Source organism: Amycolatopsis bartoniae, assembly GCF_014191255.1.
Classification (GTDB): domain Bacteria; phylum Actinomycetota; class Actinomycetes; order Mycobacteriales; family Pseudonocardiaceae; genus Amycolatopsis_E; species Amycolatopsis_E bartoniae.
In genome coordinates this window covers 105,562-130,000 of the sequence record NZ_JACHWH010000008.1, presented here as the reverse complement: position 1 = coordinate 130,000, position 24,439 = coordinate 105,562, and the positions used below count along the sequence as shown (strand labels likewise).

At 69.9% G+C, this 24,439-nt stretch carries 20 protein-coding genes and 2 rRNA genes (1 of these 22 cut by a window edge); 15 read left to right on the top strand and 7 right to left on the bottom strand.

Annotation, left to right across the window (positions count from 1 at the left end):
• The 5 genes from FHX82_RS29045 to FHX82_RS29025 all read left to right on the top strand — a co-directional run.
• Positions 1-2,085: ribosomal RNA gene (locus FHX82_RS29045) — 23S ribosomal RNA — on the top strand; it begins 1,026 nt to the left of the window's first position.
• A gap of 100 nt (positions 2,086-2,185) precedes the next feature.
• Positions 2,186-2,302 (top strand): 5S ribosomal RNA (gene rrf / locus FHX82_RS29040).
• Positions 2,303-2,390: 88 nt separating this feature from the next.
• A complete protein-coding gene (locus FHX82_RS29035; RefSeq protein ID WP_145939172.1) occupies positions 2,391-3,146 on the top strand; it encodes a type 1 glutamine amidotransferase in 756 nt (251 codons plus the stop codon).
• 21 nt (positions 3,147-3,167) lie between these two features.
• Positions 3,168-6,149: a bifunctional [glutamine synthetase] adenylyltransferase/[glutamine synthetase]-adenylyl-L-tyrosine phosphorylase gene (locus FHX82_RS29030; protein ID WP_145939173.1), complete on the top strand. Its 2,982-nt coding sequence runs from the start codon at positions 3,168-3,170 to the stop codon at positions 6,147-6,149.
• 42 nt (positions 6,150-6,191) lie between these two features.
• Complete coding sequence (locus FHX82_RS29025; RefSeq protein ID WP_145939174.1) at positions 6,192-6,626, top strand: acyl-CoA thioesterase; 435 nt, start codon at positions 6,192-6,194, stop codon at positions 6,624-6,626.
• A gap of 4 nt (positions 6,627-6,630) precedes the next feature.
• On the opposite strand, the gene FHX82_RS29020 is transcribed toward FHX82_RS29025, so the two are convergent.
• Positions 6,631-7,749: an FAD-dependent oxidoreductase gene (locus FHX82_RS29020; RefSeq protein ID WP_145939175.1), complete on the bottom strand. Its 1,119-nt coding sequence runs from the start codon at positions 7,747-7,749 to the stop codon at positions 6,631-6,633.
• 93 nt (positions 7,750-7,842) lie between these two features.
• Between FHX82_RS29020 and FHX82_RS29015 the strand changes: the two genes are divergently transcribed.
• Entirely contained in the window at positions 7,843-8,529 is a 687-nt protein-coding gene (locus tag FHX82_RS29015; RefSeq protein ID WP_145939176.1) for a TetR/AcrR family transcriptional regulator, read from the top strand.
• 65 nt (positions 8,530-8,594) lie between these two features.
• Here the strand turns inward: FHX82_RS29015 and glnA are convergent, their stop codons facing one another.
• Complete coding sequence (gene glnA / locus FHX82_RS29010; RefSeq protein ID WP_145939177.1) at positions 8,595-10,019, bottom strand: type I glutamate--ammonia ligase; 1,425 nt, start codon at positions 10,017-10,019, stop codon at positions 8,595-8,597.
• A 173-nt stretch (positions 10,020-10,192) separates the two neighbouring features.
• On the opposite strand from glnA, the gene FHX82_RS29005 reads away from it, so the two are divergent.
• A complete protein-coding gene (locus FHX82_RS29005) occupies positions 10,193-10,678 on the top strand; it encodes an RDD family protein (RefSeq protein ID WP_145939178.1) in 486 nt (161 codons plus the stop codon).
• 50 nt (positions 10,679-10,728) lie between these two features.
• Here FHX82_RS29005 and FHX82_RS29000 read toward each other — a convergent pair whose 3' ends face one another.
• Positions 10,729-11,457 (bottom strand): DUF4191 domain-containing protein, encoded by a 729-nt coding sequence (locus tag FHX82_RS29000; RefSeq protein ID WP_145939179.1) that lies wholly within the window; start codon positions 11,455-11,457, stop codon positions 10,729-10,731.
• Between the two features lie 66 nt (positions 11,458-11,523).
• Here FHX82_RS29000 and FHX82_RS28995 point away from each other — a divergent pair, with 66 nt between their 5' ends.
• The 6 genes from FHX82_RS28995 (at position 11,524) to FHX82_RS28970 (ending at position 16,684) form a co-directional block, all read left to right on the top strand.
• Positions 11,524-13,602 carry an ATP-dependent DNA helicase UvrD2 gene (locus FHX82_RS28995; protein ID WP_229881392.1) on the top strand — a complete coding sequence of 693 codons (2,079 nt, stop codon included), beginning with the start codon at positions 11,524-11,526 and terminating at the stop codon, positions 13,600-13,602.
• A 199-nt stretch (positions 13,603-13,801) separates the two neighbouring features.
• Positions 13,802-14,077, top strand: coding sequence for a hypothetical protein (locus FHX82_RS28990; RefSeq protein WP_145939181.1), 276 nt, complete (start codon positions 13,802-13,804; stop codon positions 14,075-14,077).
• A 110-nt stretch (positions 14,078-14,187) separates the two neighbouring features.
• A complete protein-coding gene (locus tag FHX82_RS28985; protein ID WP_145939182.1) occupies positions 14,188-14,598 on the top strand; it encodes a WhiB family transcriptional regulator in 411 nt (136 codons plus the stop codon).
• Entirely contained in the window at positions 14,595-14,837 is a 243-nt protein-coding gene (locus FHX82_RS28980; RefSeq protein ID WP_145939183.1) for a hypothetical protein, read from the top strand. Before FHX82_RS28985 ends, FHX82_RS28980 begins: the two co-directional genes overlap by 4 nt.
• A complete protein-coding gene (locus tag FHX82_RS37885) occupies positions 14,838-16,493 on the top strand; it encodes a class I SAM-dependent methyltransferase (RefSeq protein WP_308431617.1) in 1,656 nt (551 codons plus the stop codon).
• Positions 16,490-16,684 (top strand): hypothetical protein, encoded by a 195-nt coding sequence (locus FHX82_RS28970; RefSeq protein WP_145939326.1) that lies wholly within the window; start codon positions 16,490-16,492, stop codon positions 16,682-16,684. Before FHX82_RS37885 ends, FHX82_RS28970 begins: the two co-directional genes overlap by 4 nt.
• Before the next feature lie 37 nt (positions 16,685-16,721).
• Here the strand turns inward: FHX82_RS28970 and FHX82_RS28965 are convergent, their stop codons facing one another.
• The 3 genes from FHX82_RS28965 to FHX82_RS28955 form a co-directional block, all read right to left on the bottom strand.
• Positions 16,722-17,663, bottom strand: a complete 942-nt coding sequence (locus FHX82_RS28965; protein WP_229881390.1) for a hypothetical protein — start codon at positions 17,661-17,663, stop codon at positions 16,722-16,724.
• A 125-nt stretch (positions 17,664-17,788) separates the two neighbouring features.
• Positions 17,789-19,132, bottom strand: a complete 1,344-nt coding sequence (locus tag FHX82_RS28960; RefSeq protein WP_145939327.1) for an ABC1 kinase family protein — start codon at positions 19,130-19,132, stop codon at positions 17,789-17,791.
• Positions 19,133-19,180: 48 nt separating this feature from the next.
• The gene (locus FHX82_RS28955) at positions 19,181-20,212 is read right to left on the bottom strand and encodes a TOMM precursor leader peptide-binding protein (RefSeq protein ID WP_145939328.1); all 1,032 of its coding nucleotides are present in this window, start codon (positions 20,210-20,212) and stop codon (positions 19,181-19,183) included.
• Between the two features lie 165 nt (positions 20,213-20,377).
• On the opposite strand from FHX82_RS28955, the gene FHX82_RS28950 reads away from it, so the two are divergent.
• Positions 20,378-20,950, top strand: a complete 573-nt coding sequence (locus tag FHX82_RS28950; protein ID WP_145939331.1) for a M48 metallopeptidase family protein — start codon at positions 20,378-20,380, stop codon at positions 20,948-20,950.
• 818 nt (positions 20,951-21,768) lie between these two features.
• On the opposite strand, the gene FHX82_RS28945 is transcribed toward FHX82_RS28950, so the two are convergent.
• Positions 21,769-23,178: a zinc-dependent metalloprotease gene (locus FHX82_RS28945; RefSeq protein ID WP_145939273.1), complete on the bottom strand. Its 1,410-nt coding sequence runs from the start codon at positions 23,176-23,178 to the stop codon at positions 21,769-21,771.
• A 253-nt stretch (positions 23,179-23,431) separates the two neighbouring features.
• Between FHX82_RS28945 and FHX82_RS28940 the strand changes: the two genes are divergently transcribed.
• The gene (locus FHX82_RS28940; RefSeq protein WP_183176903.1) at positions 23,432-24,439 is read left to right on the top strand and encodes a YlbL family protein; all 1,008 of its coding nucleotides are present in this window, start codon (positions 23,432-23,434) and stop codon (positions 24,437-24,439) included.

Sequence of the window (24,439 nt, the reverse complement as noted above, 5' to 3'; positions counted from 1 at the left end):
GTGGGTGAGAGCGTGGCAGTGAGACGGCGGGGGATAAGCTTCGTCGTCGAGAGGGAAACAGCCCAGAACACCGGCTAAGGCCCCGAAGTGTGTGCTCAGTGGGAAAGGATGTGGGATTGCCCAGACAACCAGGAGGTTGGCTTAGAAGCAGCCACCCTTGAAAGAGTGCGTAATAGCTCACTGGTCAAGTGGTCCTGCGCCGACAATGTAGCGGGGCTTAAGCACACCGCCGAAGCCGTGTCACTACACCAATACTTCTAACGGAGGGTGTGGTGGGTAGGGGAGCGTCCTGCGCCCAGCGAAGCAGCCGCGTAAGCGAGTTGTGGAGGGTGTGGGAGTGAGAATGCAGGCATGAGTAGCGAATGCAGAGTGAGAACCTCTGCCGCCGGATGACCAAGGGTTCCTGGGTCAAGTTAATCTGCCCAGGGTGAGTCGGGACCTAAGGCGAGGCCGACAGGCGTAGTCGATGGACAACGGGTTGATATTCCCGTACCCGCGTATGTTCGCCCCTGACGAGGCGCATGAGACTAACCACCCAAAGCCATTGAGGCCTTCGGGTTGAGATGGTGGAGCGTGGGACCTGAGTGTGTAGTAGTCAAGCGATGGGGTGACGCAGGAAGGTAGCCCCGCCAGTGAGTGGTTGTACTGGTGTAAGCGTGTAGGCCGAGTGATAGGCAAATCCGTCACTCGTGAAGGCTGAGACGTGATGCGTAGCCGTTGTGGTGAAGTAGGGTGATCCTATGCTGCCGAGAAAAGCCTCTAGCGAGAACATGTGCGGCCCGTACCCCAAACCGACACAGGTGGTCAGGTAGAGAATACTAAGGCGATCGGGTGAACTGTGGTTAAGGAACTCGGCAAAATGCCCCCGTAACTTCGGGAGAAGGGGGGCCGAAGCACCTGAAGCCTCTTGCGGGCTAGGGTGAGTTGGCCGCAGAGACCAGCGGAAAGCGACTGTTTACTAAAAACACAGGTCCATGCGAAGTCGTAAGACGAGGTATATGGACTGACGCCTGCCCGGTGCTGGAACGTTAAGAGGACCGGTTAACCCTTTCGGGGGTGAAGCTGAGAATTTAAGCGCCAGTAAACGGCGGTGGTAACTATAACCATCCTAAGGTAGCGAAATTCCTTGTCGGGTAAGTTCCGACCTGCACGAATGGCGTAACGACTTTCCGGCTGTCTCAACCACAGGCCCGGCGAAATTGCATTACGAGTAAAGATGCTCGTTACGCGCGGCAGGACGGAAAGACCCCGGGACCTTTACTATAGCTTGGTATTGGTTTTCGGTTCGGTTTGTGTAGGATAGGTGGGAGACTGTGAAGCTGGCACGCTAGTGTTGGTGGAGTCGTTGTTGAAATACCACTCTGGCCGGATTGGGAATCTGAACCTCGGACCGTGAGCCGGTTCAGGGACAGTGCCTGGTGGGTAGTTTAACTGGGGCGGTTGCCTCCTAAAGAGTAACGGAGGCGCCCAAAGGTTCCCTCAGCCTGGTTGGCAATCAGGTGTTGAGTGTAAGTGCACAAGGGAGCTTGACTGTGAGACTGACGGGTCGAGCAGGGACGAAAGTCGGGACTAGTGATCCGGCACCTCCTGGTGGAAGGGGTGTCGCTCAACGGATAAAAGGTACCCCGGGGATAACAGGCTGATCTTGCCCAAGAGTCCATATCGACGGCATGGTTTGGCACCTCGATGTCGGCTCGTCGCATCCTGGGGCCGGAGTAGGTCCCAAGGGTTGGGCTGTTCGCCCATTAAAGCGGCACGCGAGCTGGGTTTAGAACGTCGTGAGACAGTTCGGTCCCTATCCGCCGCGCGCGTAGGAGACTTGAGGAAGGCTGTCCCTAGTACGAGAGGACCGGGACGGACGAACCTCTGGTATGCCAGTTGTTCCGCCAGGGGCATGGCTGGTTAGCTACGTTCGGAAGGGATAACCGCTGAAGGCATCTAAGCGGGAAGCCTGTTCCAAGATGAGGTCTCCCACCCCATGTGGGTTAAGGCCCCCGGAAGACGACCGGGTTGATAGGCCAGAAATGGACGCACAGTAATGTGTTTTCGAGTTGACTGGTACTAATAGGCCGAGGACTTGCCCACAAAGCTGCTACGCATCCGCTCTACGGTTCTGAAACACCACGCCACGTGTTTCACAGTCAAGTGAAGAGGCTGGAACATGTCTGGTGTGTGATCAGAGTGTTTCGGTGGTCATGGCGGTAGGGAAACGCCCGGTCCCATTCCGAACCCGGAAGCTAAGCCTGCCAGCGCCGATGGTACTGCACTCGTGAGGGTGTGGGAGAGTAGGACACCGCCGAACTCAAATTAGGTCCTCGAGGCCCTGGTTGAGACCCCGTAAGGGGTTTCCCAGGGCCTCGCGGCATTTCCGGGTCCGTATCCTGGACGACGTGAACGCACCGCGCCTCCTGGTCATCCAACCCGACGAGAGCGACCCCCTCGGCCCTCTCGGAGAATGGCTCACCGCGGCCGGCGCGGAGCTCGACGTCCGACGGCCCTTCGCCGACGGCCTTCCCGCCGGTCTCGACGACTACGAAGGCCTGATCTGCCTCGGCGGCGGCATGAACGCCGAAGAGGACGACAACCATCCCTGGCTCAAGGACGTCCGGAACCTCCTGGCTCGGGCGGCGCACACCAACCTGCCCACGCTGGGCATCTGCCTCGGGGCGCAGCTCCTCGCCGTGGCGACCGGAGGCGTCGTGGCACCGGGGGAGAAAGGGCCCGAGGTCGGGCCTTACCTCGTCTCGAAGAAGGACGCCGCCTGGACCGATCCGCTGTTCGCGGACCTGCCGCTCATGCCGGACGTACTGCACTTCCACGTCGACGAGATCCGCCGCCTTCCGGCCAGCGCTGTCCTGCTCGCATCCGCTCCGAAGTACCTCAACCAAGCCTTCCGGCTCGGCCGGTGTGCCTACGGCATCCAGTTCCACATCGAGACCACGGTCGAGGTCGTCCAGGCGTGGGCGGCCGACGAACCGGAGCTGGCAGCCACTGCGCGTCCCGGCGTCTTCGAGACCGAGGCCCTCGCCCAGGTGCACCAGGACATCGCGGACACCTGGCAGCCCTTCGCCACGCGCTTCGTCCGGCTCGCCGCCGGGGAGCTCCAGCCGGTCGAGCCGGCTCCGAACACCCTCCCGCTGGCCTGACCCCGGCTACGGTGAGAGCTGATGGCTGAGCAAGCACGAGGGGCTGCGTCCCCCGCCCGGTACGGCTTCACCGACGACCGCGCCGACGAGCAGTTGCGTGCCGCCGGGTGGTGGACCGACGCCGGGCCCGACCAGTCCAGCACCGGCGTGCTCACCGCGCTCTCCCGTGCCGCCGACCCGGATCTCGCACTGCGTGGTCTCGACCGGATCCGCGAAGCCGACGAGGCGGGCTGGCCCGCGCTCTCCGACGCCCTCTGCCAGAACGCGGCCTTCCGCGGACGGCTGGTCGCCGTGTTGGGCACGTCCAGCGCGCTGGCCGACTTCCTCGTGGGCGCGCCAGGGGAGTGGCGCCGCTTGGCGCAGGACAAGTGCACCGACACCGACTGCTTCGCCGACCAGCTGCTCGCCGCCGTTCACGCGGACCAGGACGAGCCGCTGACCCGTACCGCCGCCGAGCAGGCGTTGCGGGCCGGCTACCGCGGGCTGCTGCTGGAGATCGCGGCCGCCGACCTCGCCCACGTCGTCGAACCGGTGCTCGAACAGCCCTCCTACGCGGAGGTGACCGCCAACCTCACCGCGCTCGCCGAGGCCGCCCTCGTCGCCGGGCTCGAAGTGGCCCGCGCCGAACTGAAGTCCAAGGACCTCGAAGGCACGCGCCTGGCCGTCATCGCCATGGGGAAGTGCGGTGGGCGGGAGCTGAACTACGTCAGCGACGTCGACGTCATCTTCGTCGGCGAAGGTGACCTCCAGCTCGCCACCCGGCTCGCGACCAACACCATGCGCGTCGTCGGCAACGCCTGCTTCGAGGTCGATGCCGCGCTACGTCCCGAGGGCAAGGCCGGCGCCCTCGTACGGACGCTCGACGGGCACACGGCCTACTACCAGAAGTGGGCGCGCACCTGGGAGTTCCAGGCCCTGCTCAAGGCGCGCGCGGTCGCGGGCGACGCCGAACTGGGGCGCCAGTACGTCGAGATGGCCGACGACGTCGTGTGGTCCGCCGCGGAGCGGGAGAACTTCGTCGAGGACGTGCAGCAGATGCGCCGGCGCGTGGAGAAGCACGTGCCGTCCGAGCTGGCCGAGCGCGAGCTCAAGCTCGGCCGCGGGGGCCTGCGTGACGTCGAGTTCGCCGTGCAGCTCCTGCAGCTCGTCCACGGCCGCGTGGACACCAAGCTCCGCTCGGCGTCCACAATGGACGCACTGGAAGCGCTCGGTGCCGGCGGGTACGTGGGCCTGGCGGACGCAGCCGAGCTCGAAACCGCCTACGAGTTCCTCCGGACCGTCGAGCACCGGCTCCAGCTGAGGCGGCTGCGCCGCACCCACCTGTTCCCCGAAGCGTCCGAGACGGCCGAACTGCGGATACTGGCGCGATCGATCGGCGTGCGCCCCGAGCGCGGCCGCGGCGAAGCCGACGTGCTGCTCGGCGACTTCCGGCGCTGTGCCCAGCGCATCCGCCGGTTGCACGAGAAACTGTTCTACCGGCCGCTGCTCCAGTCCGTCGCGAGCGTGCCAACCGAGGCCCTGCGCCTCACCACCAAGCAGGCCGCCCGGCGGCTCGCCGCCCTCGGGTACGCGGCGCCGGACGGCGCGCTCCAGCACATCAAGGCACTCACGGCGGGAGTGTCCCGCCGGGCCTCCATCCAGCACGCCCTGCTGCCCGTGCTGCTGGACCTGTTCGCCGACACCGCCGATCCGGACGGCGCCCTGCTCGCGTACCGGAAGGTGTCGGAGGCACTTGAGGACACGCCCTGGTACCTGCGGGTGCTGCGGGACGAAGGAGCCGTGGTCGAGCGGCTCGCGTTTCTGCTCGGCACGTCGAAGCTGGTGCCCGACCTGCTCGTCCGGGCGCCGGAGGTGCTGCAGCTGCTGGGCGACCCCGAGCGGCTCGCCGGGCGGGACCCCGACGAGGTGGCGAAGTCGCTGCGCGCCACGGTCCGTCGTCAGCCGGGGATCAAGGCCGCGGTCGCTGCCGCCAGATCATTGCGGCGCCACGAGATGCTGCGCGTCGCGGCCGCGGACCTCCTGGGACTGATGGACGTCCGCCGGGTGTGCGAAGCGCTGTCGCGGGTGTGGGTCGCAGTCCTGCAGAGCGCGCTCGCCGCGGCCATCCGCAAGCGTGAAGCCGAGCTGGGCCGCAAGCCCGCGAACATCGCCGTCATCGGCATGGGGCGGCTGGGCGGCGCGGAGCTCGGGTACGGCTCGGACGCCGACGTGCTCTTCGTGTGCGAAGCGAACGACGGCGTCGACGACGGTGAAGCGGTGCGTTTCGCTTCTTCGGTCGCGGAGAACGTGCGCCAGATGCTCGGCCAGCCCAGTGCGGACCCGCCGCTGCAGGTCGACGCGGATCTCCGGCCGGAGGGCCGCGGCGGTCCGCTGGTGCGGACGCTGGAGTCGTACCGCGCGTACTACGCGAGGTGGAGCGAGGTCTGGGAAGCGCAGGCCCTGCTCCGGGCCCGCTACATCGCGGGAGACGACGCACTGGGCGAGCGGTTCATCGAGATGATCAACCCCATCCGCTATCCGGACGGCGGCCTCGACGCCGGACGCGTCCGCGAGGTGCGGCGGATGAAGGCCAGGGTCCAGACCGAGCGCATTCCGCGCGGGACCGACCCGACGCTGAACACGAAGCTGGGCCGTGGCGGTCTCGCCGACGTCGAGTGGGCCGTGCAGCTGTTGCAGCTGCGGCACGCGCACGCGGTCCCGTCCCTGCGCACGACGTCGACGGTCAACGCGCTGGCCGCGGCCGCCGAGGCGGACCTCGTCGCGGCGGAAGACGCCGAGTCCCTGACGGAGGCGTGGCTGCTGGCGACACGGGTTCGCAACGCGACGATGCTCGTGCGTGGCAAGGCGTCCGACCAGGTGCCGAGCAGCGGCCGTGACCTGGCCGCCGTCGCGCGCGTGCTGGGCTACAGCGACGAGGACGACCCGGGGGAGTTCCTCGACTTCTACCGCCGGACCACCCGCCGCGCCCACGTCGTCGTCGAGCGGGTCTTCTTCGCGGACTGACGTCACAACCGAAATGTCGGATGCTCGACTTACAGTGGATCGGTGACTGAGCGCGAACCCTTCCGGATGCAGATCAAGGTGCGGCTGTACGAGCTGGACCCGCTGGGCCACCTGAACCACGCGGTGTACCACTCGTACGCGGAGGTGGCCCGCCTGGAGGCATTCGAGCGCGCGGCGCGCGGCAGCAAGGCCTTGGAGGAGCAGAAGATCGCCGCGGTGCTGCTCGCGTCCAACATCAGCTACCGCCGCGAGATCCGGCGCGGTGAGACGGTCGAGGTCACGTGTGACGTCAAGTTCGGCACCGGCAAGACGTTCCAGATGGAGCAGCAGATCGTGAAGCTCGATGGCACGCTGTCGGCCGAGCTGCTCGTCACGGTCGGCCTGATGGACCTGGAGCGCCGCAAGCTGGTGGACGACCCGCGTGGCCGCTTCGAGCGCGCGGGGTTCGACCTGAAGCTGCTGTCCACTTCGGAATAACCGGTCAGGCGCCGGTCCACAGCGCGATCACGCCGTGGGGTGCGTCGTCGGCGAACATCAACTGGAAGTCGGCGCCTTCCGCGGCTGCTGCGGCGGCGCGCGGGAACAGGGCCTTTTCGTACTCGGCGAGCGCGGTTTCGGTGTCGCCGGGGTGCGCGGCGATGGCTCGCCCGAGTTCGGCGCCGTCGTACATCGCTAAATTGGCGCCTTCGCCGTTGGGAGGCGCGAGGTGGGCGGCGTCGCCGAGCAGGGTGACTCCCGGCACCCGGCCCCAGCGGTGTTCGGGCGGCAGGGTGTAGATCGGGCGCGGGACCAGCGGAGTGTCGCCGTCGGTGATCAAGGCGGTGAGCTCGGGAGCCCAGCCGTCGAACTCCTCGACAACCCGAGCCGCCGCGGTCGCGGGGTCGGTGAAGTCGATACCGTCGAGCCAGTTCTCCGGCTCGACGAGCTGGGCGTACACGTGCAGGGTTCCGCCGCTTTCCCGGTGCGCCAGGATTACCCGGCCGGGCGCGAGCGCCATCAGTGACCCGCCGCCCACCAGCTCGGCCTCCGCGGGATGGCGGCTGTCGCTGTCGAGCAGGAAGGTCTCGACCGTCGAGACGCCCGCGTACTCGGGAGTGGCGCCGGACAGCAGCGGACGGACTCGTGACCACGCGCCGTCCGCGCCGACCAGCAGGCTCGTGGTGACAGTGGTGCCGTCCGCGAAGGCGACCTCGTGGCGGCCTTCGCCGAGGGTCCGCACGCCGCCGACCTTGTGCCCCCAGCGCACGGTGCCGGGCGGAAGCGAGTCGAGCAGGAGCCGGCGCAGGTCGCCGCGCGGCACCTCAGGCCGGTCGCCCGTTCCCTCGTCCGGGTGGTCGAGCCACACGGTGCCCTCGCGGTCGAGAACCCGGTAGGACTCCCGGCCCGGCAGAACGAGGCCGCGGAACTCCTCGATCAGACCGGCGGCTTCGAGCGCCGGCTGACCGTTCCAGGGGTGGATGTCGAGCAGCCCGCCCTGCGCGCGTGAGGTCGGCGAGGGCTCAGCCTCGTAGACCGTGACCGGAACGCCCCGGACGTGCAGCACCCGAGCCAGCACCAGACCGCCGAGGCCGGCACCGATGACCGTGACCGATGTCGCCATGACCTTGCTTCCAACCGGATTGGATTGGCACTCCAACAAGCTAGCACAAGTTTGGAGCGTCAATCCAAAACAGCGCGTGCGAGACTGGGACTCATGGCGACCAAGGCTCGGCGGGCCCCGCGGCGCACCGACGCCCTGTCCAGAGAGGTCATCGTCGAGGCCGCGACGCAGATCCTCGACACCGGCGGCGAGGAGGCGCTGACCCTGCGCGCGCTCACCGTCCGGCTGAGCACCGGGTACGGCGCGCTCTACCACCACGTCGCGAACAAGGACGACCTGCTCGCGGCGGCCGCCGACGCCGTCATCGCCCGCGCCATGACGGACGTGACCGCGGAGGGCGAGCCGCGGGAGACGCTGCGCGCGATCGCGCTCAGCCTGTTCGACGCGATAAACGCGCACCCCTGGCTCGGGGCGCAGCTCAGCCGCGGACCGTGGCGGCCCGCGCTGCTGGAGATCTACGAGAGCGTTGGCGAGCAACTCGAAGCGCTCGGCGTTCCCGAGTACGCGCTGTTCGATTCGGCGGGCGCGCTCGTGAACTACATCCTCGGCGTCGCGGGCCAGAACGCCGCGAATGCCCGCGCCGCCAAGGACGTGGACCGGACGGCTTCCCTCGCGGCGGTCGCGGTGCAGTGGGCGCAGCTCGACCCCGCCAGGTACCCGCGGTTGCACAAGGCCGCGGCGCGGTTGCGCGAGCACGACGACCGCCGGCAGTTCCTGGCCGGCGTCGACCTCTTCCTCGCCGGCATCGAAACCGTCCGTCGTCGTCTTCCGGAGAAATAAGAAACGCCGACGGCGAGGGCGTTTTCCGCTCCTCACCGCCGGCGTGTCCCGGGGTGCGCTACGACTTACACGTCGTAGTAAAGCGCGAACTCGTACGGGTGCGGGCGCAGCCGCAGCGGGTCGATCTCCGTCTCCCGCTTGATCGAGATCCACGTCTCGATCAGGTCGGGCGTGAACACGCCGCCCTCGGTGAGGAAGTCGTGGTCGGCTTCGAGGGTGTCGAGCACCGTGCCCAGGTCGGCCGGGACCTGCTTGACGTCCTTGGCCTCCTCGGGCGGCAGCTCGTACAGGTCCTTGTCGATCGGCTCCGCAGGCTCGATCTTGTTCTTGATGCCGTCCAGGCCGGCCATCATCATGGCGGCGAAGGCCAGGTACGGGTTGCCCGACGAGTCGGGGCAGCGGAACTCGATGCGCTTGGCCTTGGCGTTGGTGCCCGTGATCGGGATACGCACGCAGGCGGAGCGGTTGCGCTGCGAGTACACCAGGCTGACCGGCGCCTCGTAGCCCGGCACCAGGCGGTGGTACGAGTTCACCGTCGGGTTGGTGAACGCGAGCAGGCTCGGCGCGTGGGCCAGGATGCCGCCGATGTAGTGACGCGCGGTGTCCGACAGGCCGGCGTAACCGGACTCGTCGTAGAACAGCGGCTGGCCGTCCTTCCACAGCGACTGGTGGCAGTGCATACCCGAGCCGTTGTCGCCGAAGAGGGGCTTCGGCATGAAGGTCGCGGTCTTGCCGGCGTTCCACGCGGTGTTCTTCACGATGTACTTGAAGAGCATCAGGTCGTCGGCCGCGTGCAGCAGCGTGTTGAACTTGTAGTTGATCTCGGCCTGGCCGGCGGTGCCCACCTCGTGGTGCGCGCGCTCGAGCTCGAAGCCGGAGTTGATCAGGTTCAGGCTGATCTCGTCACGCAGGTCGGCGTAGTGGTCGACCGGCGGGACGGGGAAGTAGCCGCCCTTGAACTTGGTCTTGTACCCGCGGTTGCCGCCCTCTTCCTCGCGGCCGGTGTTCCACCAGCCCTCGACCGAGTCGATCTCGTGGAAGGTGCCGTTCTCGGCGGAGTTGAAGCGCACGGAGTCGAAGATGTAGAACTCGGCCTCGGGGCCGAAGAACACGGTGTCCGCCACGCCCGACTCGGCGATGTACTGCTCGGCCTTGCGCGCGATGTTGCGCGGGTCGCGGCTGTACGCCTCGCGGGTGAAGGGGTCGTGCACGAAGAAGTTGAGGGCGAGAGTCTTCTCCTTGCGGAACGGGTCGATCCGCGCGGTCTCCGGGTCGGGCAGCAGGAGCATGTCCGACTCGTGGATCGACTGGAAGCCGCGCACGGACGAGCCGTCGAACGCGAGGCCCTCCTCGAACGCGTCCAGGTCGAACGCCTTCGCGGGAACGGTGAAGTGCTGCATGACGCCCGGCAGGTCGCAGAACCTGACATCGACAAACTGCACGTTCTCATCAGTGATGAGACGTTGGATATCTTCTGGAGTAGTGGACACCCTCTGTAACTCCTTCAACTGTATTGCCGGGGGCAGTACTCTCTTCGGTTCAAGCTAGGAGTGCGGTGTTGCCCGACCGTCACCCGTATGTTTCGCGGATGTTAACGGGCGGTGCGAATCCGGGCGCCCGCCCGCGAGGGAGCCGATTTCCGCAGGTGGCATACCCTGATGGTGTGGCGAGATGGACCGGAGAGTGGTTGTCGGGCTCCCCTACCGGCCTCGGGACCGGTGACCAGGAGCCACCGCGCTGGCGCGGAGAGCGCCTGGGCCTGCCCGAAAGCGGCCCGCGGTCGGTGGCGGGGGGCGGTTCGCGGCTGCTGGCGCTGGTGCTCGACCTGGTGCTCGCGTCGCTCGTGACGTCGTTGTTCATCCACCCGGAGTGGCAGAACCCCCAGGTGATGGAGAACTACAACCTGTGGTCCGGCGTCGTGTGGGCGGTGCTCACGCTGGTCCCGGTGTCGTTCTCCGGGTTCACGCCCGGCATGGCGGTGACCGGCATCCGGGTTGCGCGACTAGACGGCGGGGCGATCGTGGGGCTGTGGCGGGCGGTCGTGCGGGCCGCGCTGACCTGCCTGATCATCCCGGCGGTGGTGCGCAACGTCGACGGCCGCAGCTGGCTGGACCGGCTGACCGGCACCGTCGTGGTGCGAATGCGCTGAACGAAGAAGAGGGGACGCCGGGCGGCGTCCCCTCTTCTTCGCGTGTGCTGTCAGCGGCGGCGGGCGGCGCGCTGCACGTTGCGCATCTTCGCGCCCTGCGGCATCGGGCCCTTGGGCATCGCGGCGCCGCGGTTGCCGAGCGCCGCGAGCTTGGCCTCGAGCGCGTCCACCTGGGCGGGCCGGAGGTTGCGCGGCAGCTTCATCAGGTGCGGCCCGAGGCGGCGCAGCGGGACCTGGCCCTCGTCGTTGCCCACGATGATGTCGTAGATCGGGGTGTCGCCGACCAGCCGGGCGACGCGCTTCTTCTCCTGCTGCACGAGGTTGCGCACCCGGTGCGGAGCGCCCTCGCCGACGAGGACGACGCCGGGTGCGCCGAGCACCCGGTGCACGGCGTCGAGCTGCGTGGTGGCGGCGACGGTCTGCGTCACTCGCCAGCGGCCGCGCATGTTGTCCAGCGCCCAGCCTGCCGCACCGGGCTGCCCCTCGGCCTTCGTGTAGACCGTCTTCTGCACGCGGCGGCCGAAGATGATCACCGCGGCCAGGATGCCGAGCACGATCCCGAGCGGCAGCAGGACCCACTGCAGGTTGAAGATGAACCCGATGCCGAACACGACACCGGCCACCACCAGGATGGAGCCGAGCATCCAGGGGATGAGCGCCTTGTCCTCCCGGCGCTGCATCTTGAACGCCTCGAAGATCTGCCCGCGCCGCGCCTTGCCTGCCGCGCGCTTCTCCCGCTTGGCCTGCTTGGCAGCTTCTTTGTCCTGCTTTCCCGCCATATGACCCAGGATACGGGCGGGTGGGCTTCGCGGAATCTGTCGGCCCCCTCTGCGAGGATGCCTGTCGTGGTTGACGCACCTCCTCGCACGAACAGGCCGGGCCTGCTGGACGGGCTCGACCCCGAACAACGCGCCGCCGCCGTCGCCCCGCGGGGGCCGGTGTGCGTGCTCGCGGGCGCGGGCACGGGGAAGACGCGCACGATCACGCATCGCATCGCGCACCTGATCAGCTCGGGTCACGTCGCGCCGGGACAGGTGCTCGCGGTCACCTTCACCACGCGGGCGGCGGGGGAGATGCGCACCCGGCTGCGGGCGCTCGGCGTGGAGGGCGCGCAGGCGCTCACGTTCCACGCGGCGGCCCGGCGGCAGCTGCGGTACTTCTGGCCGCGGGTGGTCGGGGACAGGCTGTGGGACCTGCTCGAAGGCAAGCTGCGCCTGGTGGGGCAGGCCGCGCAGCGCGCCGGGCTGGGCACCGACGCGGAGCTGCTGCGGGACCTGGCGAGCGAGATCGAGTGGGCCAAGGCTTCGCTCATCAGCCCGGACGACTATCCGGCAACGGCCGTGCGGGTGCAGCGGGACAGCCCGGCGGCGCCGCAGCAGGTCGCCGAGGTCTACCGGGCGTACGAGAAGCTGAAGAACTCCGCGCAGGTCCTCGACTTCGACGACCTCCTGCTGCACACCACGGCGGTGCTGGAGGAGAACGCGGAGGTCGCCCGCGAGTTCCGCGACCGGTACCGCTGCTTCATCGTCGACGAGTACCAGGACGTCACCCCGCTGCAGCAGCGCCTGCTCGACGCGTGGCTCGGCGGGCGGGACGACCTGACGGTGGTCGGCGACGCGAACCAGACGATCTACTCGTTCGGCGGCGCCTCCCCGCGCCCGCTGCTGGAGTTCACCCGGCGCTTCCCCGAGGCGACGGTGGTGCGGCTCGAACGCGACTACCGCTCGACGCCGCAGGTGGTGGAGCTGGCCAACAAGGTGATCGGTGCGGCGCGCAACCGCCCGGCGGGCTCGCGGCTGCGGCTGGTCGGGCAGCGGCCGCCGGGGCCGGAGCCGAGGTTCGCGGAGTTCGAGGACGAGCCCACCGAGGCGGCGGCCGTCGCGGCCCGTGTGCGCACGCTGCTCGACGCCGGGGTGGCCGCGAGCGAGATCGCGATCCTGTACCGGATCAACGCGCAGTCGGAGGGGTACGAGCAGGCGCTGGCCCAGGTGGGGGTCCCGTACCTGGTACGGGGCGGGGAGCGGTTCTTCGACCGGCGCGAGGTGCGCCAGGCGATGGTCTCGCTGCGCACGGCGGCTGCCGATCCGCCGCCGACCGAGCTGGTCACCGCCGTCCGGTCGGTGCTCTCGCGGGTGGGGCTGACGGACCAGCCGCCGGCCGGTGGCGCGGCGAAGGAGCGGTGGGACGCGCTGCTGTCGCTGGTCGAGGTCGCGGAGGAGCTCGCCGCCACGGTCGAGGGCGCGGACCTGCCGCGGTACGTGGCCGAGCTGGAGCAGCGCGCGTCGGCCCAGCACCCGCCGACGGTCGAGGGCGTCACGCTGGCGTCGCTGCACGCGGCGAAGGGCCTGGAGTGGGACGCGGTGTTCCTCGTCGGGTTGTCCGAGGGCACCATGCCGATCCTGCACGCGGACGGGGACGACAACGCGATCGAGGAGGAGCGGCGGCTGTTCTACGTCGGCGTCACGCGGGCGCGCGAGCACCTGTGGCTGTCGTGGTCGTTGTCGCGGCACCCGGGCGGGCGGCGCAACCGCCGCCGCAGCCGTTTCCTGTACGGGTTGTTGCCGGAGCAACACCCGGCGGCGCGGGTTCCGCGTGCGCAGGCGGGCAAGAGCGGGCCGAAGCCGCGGTGCCGGTTGTGCGACCGGCCGCTGCTGGACACGATGGAGATCAAGCTCGGCCGCTGCCGACGGTGTCCGTCCAATGTGGACATCGAGCTGTTCGAGCGGCTGAAGGAATGGCGCCAGGAGCGGGCGAAAGAGCTGAAGGTGCCGCCGTTCGTGGTGTTCACCGACGCGACGCTGCTCGCGATCGCCGAGCAGCAGCCGGTGGACCGCGGCGGGCTGGTGTCGATCTCCGGGATCGGGCCGGGCAAGGTGACGAAGTACGGCGATGACGTCCTCGCCGTCATCCAGGGTGAGCGTTGACCGCGTGGAGGGCGTGATTCGTGCGGCGGAACCGCCGTGCGGAGCGGGATCTTCGTCGGTTCGGTGATTCCTCGGGAAAATGAGTTGCCGCCGCCTGGCCAGGAGCAATAGCCTGCACAGGCCGGGTGAGCAACGCCCGGAAGGACAACGCCCGTCGTCGCGAGCGATGAGCGGACAGCGGAAGGAGGTGCCCCGGGAGATGGAGATCTACATGACGATCGGCAACCGCGGCACCACGCTGTCCAGCGCAGCTCCGATGGGCGCTCAGGCAGAGCACGGTACCGGTGTGCGCCGGGCCATGGCGTGTGTGCTGTCCGCGGGGACTCCCGCGCGGCTGCGCCACCTCGCCCTCGTGCGTACGGACGTGTTCGGTGTCGTCGTCGCGACGAACGCCGCCGTCCGCACTGCCGATCTGCCGACCACCAAGCAGCCGAAGATTCACGTTCCGCCCCCTCGACGAGAGCGAAGCCCCTGACACCCGTTCAGGGATGAGGCTCACGAAGGCCGCGGAACCGTTACACGGATCCGCGGCCTTCGTGTTTTTGCACCACAACCGAAAACCGTTACTACACAAAGGAGAACGGGATGTCATCGGCAATCGCCTTCGTGTCAGAGGGGGCGTTACCCGCCGAGTTCGCCGCACCCACCACAGTGGGAGTCGGTGACCTGCTCGACGTGGCCGTCTCGCCGGGTCTGGACCTGCCCTGCCGGTCCGGGGACGCCGACCTGTGGTTCGCGGAGTCACCCGCGGACCTGGAGCGGGCGAAGCGCCTGTGCGCGGACTGCCCCATCCGGCAGTCGTGCCTGGCGGGTGCGCTCGACCGGCGGGAGCCGTGGGGTGTCTGGGGTGGCGAGATCTTCGAGCGCGGCGTGATCGTCGCGCGGAAGCGGCCCAGGGGACGTCCGCGGAAGCACCCGGTCGTGGACCAGCCCGCGACCGAGCAGCAGCCCCTTCAGCGGAGCGACTCGGGCGAGCAGCGGAGCGCTGCCGCATGAGTGCCCAGCCCATCACCTTCGAACAGCCGCGCACGGCGCGCGTCCGGCCCAGCTCGACGCCCGTGCAGACCAAGGAGATCATCGAGATGTTGATGCAAGAAGAACTGGCCAGAGTCCGAATACAGGAGATGCACCAGGAGATGCGCGCCCACCAGGCGCGCGGGCGCGACCGGTCATTCCGCCGGTGGGACCGCGTGGCCCGCTGGGCGGCCCGGCGCGCCGACCGCCACCGTTCCTGAGTGCCGGCGGGGGTGTTCGCCACGGAAATGCTCGTGGCGAACACCCCCGTTCGCCGTCGTGGGTTCGTGTTGAATGGGCGCATGGCGGCACACACGCATGACCACATCGACTGGGCCGCGAGGATCCCGGACCTGCGTCGCGGCGACGCGTTGCACGCCGCGGCGTTCGCCGAGATCGCCCACCGCCTGACCACGCCACTCCCACCCGGTGCGACGATCGTCGACGCCGGCTCGGGAGCGGGCGGCATGAGCGCCGCGCTGGCCGCAGCGCTCGCCTCCCGAGGGGGCGGCAGGCTCGTACTGGTGGACGCTGTGCCGGAGCTGCTGACCGTCGCCGCCGAGGCGGCTGCGGCCGCTGTGGCTGGGGTGGGCGGCCGGGGGGAGGCCGGTGGTGCGGGGGCTGCCCGCTCGCGGGGGCGGGATGCCGGTGTGGCGGGCGGTGCTTGGCCGGAGGCCGCCGGTGGTGCGACGGATGGAAGCTTGCGAGGGCGAGAGGCCGGTGACCCGCGGCGGGAGGGCGTTGTCACTGAGGTGAGTGGCGTTGCTGGGCGGGAGGCCGTTGGCGGTGGAGCGGCCGATGGCTTGCGGCGGGAAGCCGGTGGCGAGGTGCTGCCTGACGGCTTGCGGCGGGAAGCTGCTGTCACTGAGGTACCGGATGATGCTCGCCGGGAGGCCGAAGGCAGTAAGGCTGCGATCGACGACTTGCGGCGGCGGGAGGCTGCTGCCCCTGAGATGGCGGGTGGAGGACGGCGGGAGGTCGTCGGTGGTGCGGCTGGTGACGACTTGCGGGAGGCCGGTGGACTGCGGCAGGAGGGCGCTGTCACTGAGGTGAGTGGCGGTGCTCGGCGTGAGGTCAGCGGTGGTGGGGCGGCTGGCAGCTTGCGGCAGGAGACTGATGCCGCCGACGTAGCAGGCGGGGGTCGGCAGCAGGCCGGGGATGAGGCGCTGCCCGGCGCTCGGCACGGAGCCGCCGCGAGTGGGGGTTCCGGGCAGCAGGGCACGGAGGCGCCTTCCGGCTCTTGCGATAGCAGCCCGCAGGGCGGCGGTGGCACGTCGGAGCCCGGGAATGCCGTGGTGCGGATCGAAACCGTGCTTGCTGATGTCGCAGCCCAGCCGTTGGCGGAGGTGGTACCCCAGGCGGATCTGGTGTGGGCCGCCTCGATGGTTCACCACCTGCCGGACCAGCAGGCCGGTATCGACGGCCTCGCTTCCGCGCTGAAGCCTGGTGGGGTGTTGGCCGTCGCCGAGGGTGGGCTCGAACTGCAGACCCTGCCGTGGGATCTGGGCGTCGGCGCGCCCGGGCTGGAGCGGCGCCTGTTGGCCGCTCGTGAACAGTGGTTCGGCGAGATGCGGGCGGGGATGGAGGGCAGCGTCCGCATGCCGTACGGCTGGACCACCGCGCTGAGCCGCGCCGGGCTGCGGGAGATCGGGTCGTTCAGCGCTCTGGTGGAACACCCTGCGCCCACCACGGAAACCGTCCGTCGCTTCGTGGTCAGGCACGTGGCCCGGCTCGTCGAGGCGCTCGAGGAGCGCATCAGCGACGACGACCGGGAGGCCGCACGCCGGCTGCTGGACAGCGAAGGCGCCGGCTACCTCGGTGACCGTGACGATCTCTACGTCCTCGGCACGCGGACTGTCCACACGGGACGCAGGTGACAGCCGAGGCGTGCGGCCGCTGCGGCGCGCAGCGGGCGGCGGAAAGGGATCCGGCCGTGCTGCTCGCGTGGGTGTCCGAACGAGAGGATGGCGCGCAGCGCTGGCTCTGTCCGCGCTGCGCCCGGGACCACGTGCGCGACATCGAGAGCAAGCTGCCGACCGAGTACTGGTCTGGACCGGGCCCGGCGTGAGGCCGGGCGTCTGAAACCACAGGTACATGCGTCCGCCCTAAACCGTCGCCGGGACGGAACCCAGTGCTCGTACTTTCGGGCGGCGTCTTCGCGCCGCGTTGGCGAAAGCGCTGGTCAGTTCCTGTGCGATCCGCCGGACTTGTTCGCGCAGCTGGTCCGGCGCCGTGCGCACCAGCACCACCCCGGCGGCGGTGAGCGCCAGGTGGTTCAGCTTCGGCCGGTCGCTTTCCTGGACCTCCGCACCGAACTGCCAGCCCAGCGCCACCTCGTCCCACCACGCGTCGACCACGCCGATGGGGCGGCCCTGCGCGTCGCACACCGTCACGTTCCACACCGGGGGCGGCAGCGGCACCACTTCGAGCAGCTCGCGTGCCAGACCTTGCAAGTACGTCTCACCCATCGACCCGAGGTTCCGCAGCATCTCCCGCACCGACGCGCTCCCGCGCTGGTTGCCGGCGTCCAGCTCCGTCCGCAGCTCCTCCGCCGTGCACAACCCGTAGTAGACCGGCAGGGCCAGCAGGCGGCGAAGGCGCTGCGCGTCACGCTCCCGGCGCGCGACGTCGAGCGTGGCGCGGACCGGCGGAGCGAAGGCCAGCCCCTGCAGCACGTTCGGCTCCGGCAGGCGCGAGGTGCGCTCCAGGCGGACGAAGTCCTGGGAGTGGATGCGCCGATGGGCCGGCACGAGCATGTGCACCTGGTGCCGCGGTGCGACGCGGATGCCGTGCGCGCGCAGCGAGTCGATACCGCTCACCAGCGCGCCCGCACCCGCGTAGAACGCGGCGGCGCGCAGTTGCTGGCGCCGCGACGGCTCCCCCTCGTCGAGCAGGACGACACCGGGCAGCAGCCGCCGCCAGGGACCGCCCGCGCGGCAACGCGAGGCGATGGCGTGCGGACTCACGCCCTGGGCGTGCAGGCGGGCGATCGTGGTGACGTCGTCCGTTTCCGCCGCGCCCAGAGCCGAGAGCTCCGCTGAAGTCATTCGGGCCATGCCACCAGCGTGACGGCACGGCGACTGTCAGGGAACCCGAATCCGGGAATTGTGGACAACTCCCCGGAGCGAATGGTCGCTTTCGTTCGAAAACGCGGCGCCTGTGGACAACTGGTTCAGTCCGCGAACCCCGGTTGCCACCGTTCCACAATCCCGCGGGCCGGTATTTCGGCGTCGAGTTGACAAAGGATGCCCGTCGAACCCGCGGTGACGCGGTGAATCATGAGGTATTCCGGCGGCAGGTTCAGCGAGCGGCCGACGCGGAAGTCCTGACCGCGGGAATCGCCGAGGCGCAGCGCCTGCCGCTGCATCCACCGGCGGGTGAAATGAAATCGTTCGTTCGCTAATGGCTCGGTGAACGGCGCCAAATAAGCGAGCACGTCCTCGGCCCGTAAATCCGTGCCCGGCCGCACGAAGCCCGCTTCCCGCAGCAGCTTCATCAACTCCTGGGAACGGCCTTCGAGCGCCAGTCGCGTCATTTCGCCGAGCTGGCGCGGAATTCCGTGTGGCAACCGCGCCACCGCGCCGAAATCGATCACCCCGAGCCGCCCGTCGTCGAGCAGGAGGAAATTGCCGGGGTGTGGATCGGAGTGCAGCAGCCCCGCCCGCGCGGGAGAGGAGTAGTGGAACTCGGCAAGCACGGTCCCCACCGAGTTCCGCGTCGCGGTGTCGCCGCCGGCGATGATCTTGGCCAGCGGGGTGCCTGTGAGCCACTCTGTGACCAGCGTCTTCGGCGCGCTCGCCACGACCCGCGGGATGCGGACCTCGTCGTCGCCCTCGAACGCCTTCGCGAACGCGCGCTGGTTGTCGGCCTCGCCGCGGTAGTCCAGTTCCTCGTCCATCCGCGCCGCGAGCTCCGCCAGCAGGGGCTTGACGTCGGTTCCGGGCACGAACGCCTGGAACAGCCTGCTGAACCGCTGCAGCTGCCGGAGATCGCTGCGCAGCGCCTCGTCGGCGCCGGGGTACTGCACCTTGACGGCGACCTCGCGGCCGTCGTGCCAGACCGCACGGTGCACCTGCCCGATGCTCGCCGAGGCCGTCGGCTCGTCGTCGAACTCCTGGAACCGGCCGCGCCACGAACGGCCCAGCTGCTCCGCCAGCACCCGGTGGGTCTGCCTGCTCGACATCGGGGGCGCGGCGGCCTGCAGCCTGGTCAGGGCGTCGCGGTAGGGCGCCGCCATCTCGTCGGGCACCGCGGCTTCGAACACGCTCAGCGCCTGGCCGAACTTCATCGCGCCGCCCTTGAGCGCGCCCAGCACCTCGAACAGCTGCTCGGCGGCCTTGGCGGACAGCGTCGCGTTGACCTCCTCGGCGCTCTGGCCGGTCAGCCTGCGTCCCCAGCCGCCCACGGCGCGCCCGGCGATGCCGAGCGGAAGGCTGGCCAGTTTCGCTGTTCTCGCGGCGGTCCGGCGGGGGATGCCGGTGCCGTCCTGGTCGGCGCTGTCGTCGAAGTCCGTCACCGCACGATTGTGCCCCGTGATCGAACCTCCTCGCAGCCGTCGGGCGGGCTACCCGCTCGGTCTCGCTCCGCAGGCGCAGTCCGGGTTCGGCGGCCACGGGCGGTGCTGGACCGTGCCCTCGTACGTGTCGATCTCGATCGTGGCGTTCCAGACGGGTGGCGGACCGTCCTCCTGCCCGAGGACGCGGAGGATCTGGCTCACGGCGACGCCCGCGGTGGCCTGCACGCTGCACAGGTCGGCGCTCTGGCTCCGGCCCGCGAGCTGCCCCGCGACCATCGGCCACCGGGAGTCCATCGACTTGCGGTGCAGGTCGGCGCAGCTCATGCACGTGCTGCGGCCCGGGTAGACGAGCGGGCCCACGATGCCGAGGCCCTCGCGGACGCGGACCGGCAGGTGCGGAACACCCTCGTGGACCAGCAGCTGGATGACCTCCGGGGCAGGCACGATCGAGTCGGCGAGGACGACCAGCTCCGGCTGGCGGTCGCGGCGCAGGCGCGCGTGCCTGCCCGCCGGGTTGGCTCGCCGGACGGCGTCCACCGCGGCCGCCCGGCGCTGCCTGCCGATGTCGGACTCCAGGTAGCCGCTCCCCGTGTCCTGCTCCGTCACCACGCCGTCGGCCTCGACCCCGACGTGCCCGACGCCGGAGGCGGCGAGGAGCGTGGCCATCGCGATGGTGAGCCGCCCGTTGCCGCGCAGGACGACCGCGCTGTGGGCGCGGCGGGTGAACGCGTCGTGGCCCGGCTGGCGGCCCCGCAGCGACCACAGGCCGACTTCACCCGCTGTCCGCTGCTGGCCCGCCGGGTTCCACGCCTCCTCGACGAGCCCGAGCTTGGTCAGCGAGGTGAGCAGCTGACGCAGGTCGTCGCCGTGTTCGCTGTCGGCGAGTGCGAACAGCTCGTCGGTGCGGTGCCGCCCGTCGAGGCGGTGCAGGATCCGCACCAGGTCGGGCGGCAGGCCGCTCGCCACCATCGCGTGGCGGGGGTCCAGCCCGATCTGCACCTCGCCGGGCCTGCGGTCGAATACCTCCAGGCCAGGCCGCAGGCGGGGACGGCGTGGCAGCCGTGTCGCTTGGTCGGTCATGGCACACACAGTGAGGGGTCGGCTACGCGATCGCCAGCTGAACACAGGAGTTATCCACAGGAAGAATTCATTGTGGACAACCCCGGTTGTCTGGGCCCGAACACTCCCGAGTTGTCGGTGGGTGCCTCTACCTTGGTTCTCGTGGCGAACGCACGGGTGCCCTCGCTGAGGGGACGGGACAACACCGAGCAGGTGAGAAACCCGCAGCAGAAGGTCGAAGTCAGGCGGAGTGCGCGGCGGCGGAGCACGGTCTCCGCGTACCGCGACGGGGACACGTTGGTGGTGCTCATCCCGGCCAGGATGAGCCGAGCGGAGGAGAGGCACTGGGTCGCGGAGATGGAGCGCAAGCTGCAGCGCGCGGAGTCGAGACGGGCGTCGCCGGCGCGCGAGGGCGACGCGGCGCTGCTGGCGCGGTGCGCACAGTTGTCGGCGCGGTACCTGGACCGGGACGCGCTGCCGAAGAGCGTGCGCTGGGTGCCGCCGATGCGCACGCGGTGGGCGTCGTGCACGCCGGCGGACGCGACCATCCGGGTGAGTGAACGCCTGCGGGACGTGCCGTCGTGGGTGCTGGACTACGTGCTCGTGCACGAGCTGGCCCACCTGCGCGTCCCGGGGCACGACGCGGAGTTCTGGGCGCTGGTCCGCCGGTACCCCAAGACGGAACGGGCGATGGGCTACCTGGAGGGGCTGTCGGCGGCCGCGGGCTGGGGGATCAGCGAGACAGACGGGGAGGAGTGATGGGTAGGGGGTGAGCGCTGGGATGGCTCTGGTTCGCGCCCGGTCAGGGGGGTGGGGGCTGGAGCTGGCGGTTGGGGCCGGGTGATCGGTGCGGTGATTGGAGGCTCGGGCCGGGACGAGGGGTGGGTGCCTGGCTGGCGCCGGGTGAGGGTGGTTCATGGCCGGAGGTTTGGGGCGGCTTTGGTTGTCCGGGTGAGGGTGGCGGGCAGCTGGTGCTGGTGGCTGGGAAGGCGCGGGGGAGGAGCGGGTCCTGGTGGCCGGGACGGGGTGTGGGAGGAGCGGGCGCGCGGTAGCGGCGGGCGCGCCGTAGCGGCGGACGCGTCGTGGGAGGAGCGGGGCCGGGTGGCCGGGGGCGCGGGGGAGGAGCAGGGCCCGGTGGCTGGGACGGGTAGGCGGGAGGAGCGGACGTGGCTGCGGCGTGACCTTGGCGCGACCGCCGCGGGTGGCTTTGGTTGGGGCGGGGCCGGAAGTCCCGCTGGCAGGAGATCAGGCGGTCGTATGCCGGATGCCTCGCGTGGGCTCGGGGTTCCGCGAGAAGCGTGATCAGGTGCCGGATCTCCGGGCGCGAGGAGTCGATCGAGCGCCAGTGGGGTCCGGGGCGGGTTGTGCGATGGAGTGATGCGTGCGGGCTGAGCAGCTGCGGCAGGGGGAGACGCTTGGTCGCGCTAGGCAGCCGTGAGCTGAGTACCCGTCTGGTGTCGGTCGCCGGTCTGGCGGCGGGTGCCGGCCGCCGGGGTGGTTGGCCGCTGGGGTGGTTGGCCGCTGGGACCTGGATGGCTCCCTCACGTGGCGGGTCGGCCACGTGAGGGAGGCTCAGGTCAGTGGGACTTGCCGTCCTCGTCCTGGTCGGAGTCCTGCTCCGAGTCGGGAGCCGAGCCGGTGTCGGAAGCCGTGTCCGACCCCGAAGCCGAGCCTGCGGCCTCAGCGGACTTCTCGTCCTGCTCCGTGCGCTCCAGCTCGGCGATCGGGTCCAAGTCGTCGATCTCGGAGCGGCCGCCCAGGCGCTCGCTGAACTCCAGCGGGTCGTCCAAGTCCTCGGCCGTCGGCATGAGGTCCGGGTGCGACCAGAGGCCGTCGCGCTTTTCGGTGCCGTGCTGGTCGCCCACGAGCTTCCACAGCGAGGACGCCGCGCGCATCCGGCGGGGCCTCAGCTCCAGCCCGACGAGCGTCGCGAAGGTCTGCTCCGCCGGGCCGCCCGTCGCGCGCCTGCGGCGCAGCGTCTCGCGCAGTGCGCCCGCGCCCGGCAGCCTGTCACCGACCGCCTCGGCGACCACCACGTCCACCCAGCCCTCGACCAGCGCGAGCAGCGTCTCCAACCTGCTCAGCGCCGCCTGCTGCTCGGGCGTCGTCTTCGGCTCCAGCAGACCCGAGGACATCGCCTCTTCGATGCTGGCCGGGTTGCTCGGGTCCACCTGGCCCGCCAGCTGCTCCAGCGCCGAGGTGTCCACCTTGATGCCGTGCGCGAACTCCTCGACCGTCGCCAGCAACCGCTGCCGCAGCCACGGCACGTGCGTGAACAGCCGCTGGTGCGCGGCCTCCCGCGCGGCGAGGAACACCAGCACTTCGCTGTTGGGCAGCTCCAGGCCCTCGGTGAACTTCTCGATGTTCGCGGGCAGCAACGCCGACGTCGCGTCCGGGCCGAGCGGCAGCCCCACCTCGGTGGACGTCAGCACCTCCGACGCCAGCTGCGCGAGCGCGTTGCCCAGCTGCGAGCCGAACGCCATGCCACCCATCTGCCCGACCATCGACAGCAGCGGCCCCGCCGCCTGCTTCGCCTCCGCGGGCAGCGCCTCCACCCATGCGCCGGACACCTGCTGCGCCACCGGGTCGCACAACCGCTGCCACGTGGGCAACGTCTTCTGCACCCAGTCCCGCGGCGCCCAGGCCACCGTGGTGTTCGCGCCCGCGGGCAGGATGGTCGCCGCGTCGAGCCACAGCTCCGCCAGGTGCGCGGCGTCGCGCACCGCGGTGTCGGCGTCCCCACCCGACGTGAAACCGATCTGGCCACCGCCGGACGAGCCCAGCTTCTGCAGCGCGATCTGCTTCGCCAGGTCGTAGTTCACCGGCCCGCTGGAGTTGCCGGCCTGGCTGAGCATCTGACCCAGCTGGCTGAGCATCTGTCCCAGCTGGTTGAAGGCGTCGGCCCCGGACTGGCCGCCACCCCCGGGCTCGTTTTCACCACGCTTGTCCGGATCGGGGAGTCCGAAGCCGAAGGGGAGGTTGCTCATAACACCACCGTACGCGGCCGACCCCCGGTGCACGCCACTACCGCACACGCCCGGCGAGGGCTGGTGATCCGCGGCCGGTGCCCGTCACCGTACGCTGTCCCGCGTGAGCGAGTCCCGCGAGGAAACCACAGGTCGAGGTGCGACCCCGGCGAGCGCGGCCGGCCCGGCCACAGCCGAGGACGACAGCGCGAAGCGGACGCGGCGGACACCCGCCACCACCGGGAACAAACGCCTCACCCGCCGCGGCTGGACAGTGCTGCTGAGCGCGCTCCTCGTCGTCGCCTTCGGGCTCACCGGCGCGTTCGTCCGCGTGCCCTACGTCGCGATCGGCCCCGGCCCCACCTACGACACCCTCGGTGACGTCAACGGCGCCCCCGTCATCCAGATCAGTGGCCAGCAGACCTACCCCACGGGCGGCGAGCTGCGCATGACCACGGTCTCGCTCAACGACCAGATCACCCTGTTCGGCGCGCTCGGCCTCTGGGCCAGCGGCCGCTACGCGCTCGCGCCCCGGGAGGAGTACTTCAAGCCGGGGGAGAGCGACGAGCAGGTCCAGCAGGAGAACGTCAAGGAGTTCCAGGACTCCCAGAGCAACGCCGAGGTCGCGGCCCTGCGCCACCTCGGCTACCCGATCAAGGTGCTCGCCCAGGACGTCGTCGCGGGCAGCCCCGCCGACAAGGTGCTCGCCGCGGGCGACCGGCTGCTGACGGTCAACGGCAAGCAGGTCACCCAGGAGGACGATGTGCGCGCCGCGCTCGTCGGCACCAAGCCCGGGCAGACGGTCTCGATCACCTTCCAGCACGGCACCGACGCGCCCCGCACGAGCACCCTCGCGCTCGCCCCGAACCCCGACCCGAACACGCCGCAGGGCTTCATGGGACTGCAGCCGGTCGACCGGGCGGACGTGCCGTTCGACGTGAAGGTGTCACTGCAGGACGTCGGCGGCCCGTCGGCAGGGCTGATGTTCGCGCTCGCCATCGTCGACCGGCTCACCCCCGGCGAACTGGTCCCCGGCGAGCACGTCGCGGGCACCGGGGAGATCGACGAGAAGGGCAACGTCGGCGCGATCGGCGGCATCTCCTTCAAGGTCGTCGGAGCCCGCGAGGCCGGGGCGACCGTGTTCCTCACGCCGGCGCAGAACTGCGCCGAGGCCGCCGCCGCCGTGCCCGACGGGCTCAAGCTCGTGAAGGTCACCACCCTCGACTCGGCCCTCACCGCGCTCGACGACCTCAAGGCCGGCCGCCCGGCGCCGTCCTGCTGA

Coding starts and splice junctions, on each gene's coding strand:
- FHX82_RS28955 (WP_145939328.1), bottom strand. CDS start 20,212: ATGACCGACCAAGCGACACGGCTGCCACGCCGTCCCCGCCTGCGGCCT.
- FHX82_RS29015 (WP_145939176.1), top strand. CDS start 7,843: ATGGCGACCAAGGCTCGGCGGGCCCCGCGGCGCACCGACGCCCTGTCC.
- FHX82_RS28965 (WP_229881390.1), bottom strand. CDS start 17,663: ATGACTTCAGCGGAGCTCTCGGCTCTGGGCGCGGCGGAAACGGACGAC.
- FHX82_RS28990 (WP_145939181.1), top strand. CDS start 13,802: ATGGAGATCTACATGACGATCGGCAACCGCGGCACCACGCTGTCCAGC.
- FHX82_RS28985 (WP_145939182.1), top strand. CDS start 14,188: ATGTCATCGGCAATCGCCTTCGTGTCAGAGGGGGCGTTACCCGCCGAG.
- FHX82_RS28980 (WP_145939183.1), top strand. CDS start 14,595: ATGAGTGCCCAGCCCATCACCTTCGAACAGCCGCGCACGGCGCGCGTC.
- FHX82_RS29020 (WP_145939175.1), bottom strand. CDS start 7,749: ATGGCGACATCGGTCACGGTCATCGGTGCCGGCCTCGGCGGTCTGGTG.
- FHX82_RS29000 (WP_145939179.1), bottom strand. CDS start 11,457: ATGGCGGGAAAGCAGGACAAAGAAGCTGCCAAGCAGGCCAAGCGGGAG.
- FHX82_RS28945 (WP_145939273.1), bottom strand. CDS start 23,178: ATGAGCAACCTCCCCTTCGGCTTCGGACTCCCCGATCCGGACAAGCGT.
- FHX82_RS29030 (WP_145939173.1), top strand. CDS start 3,168: ATGGCTGAGCAAGCACGAGGGGCTGCGTCCCCCGCCCGGTACGGCTTC.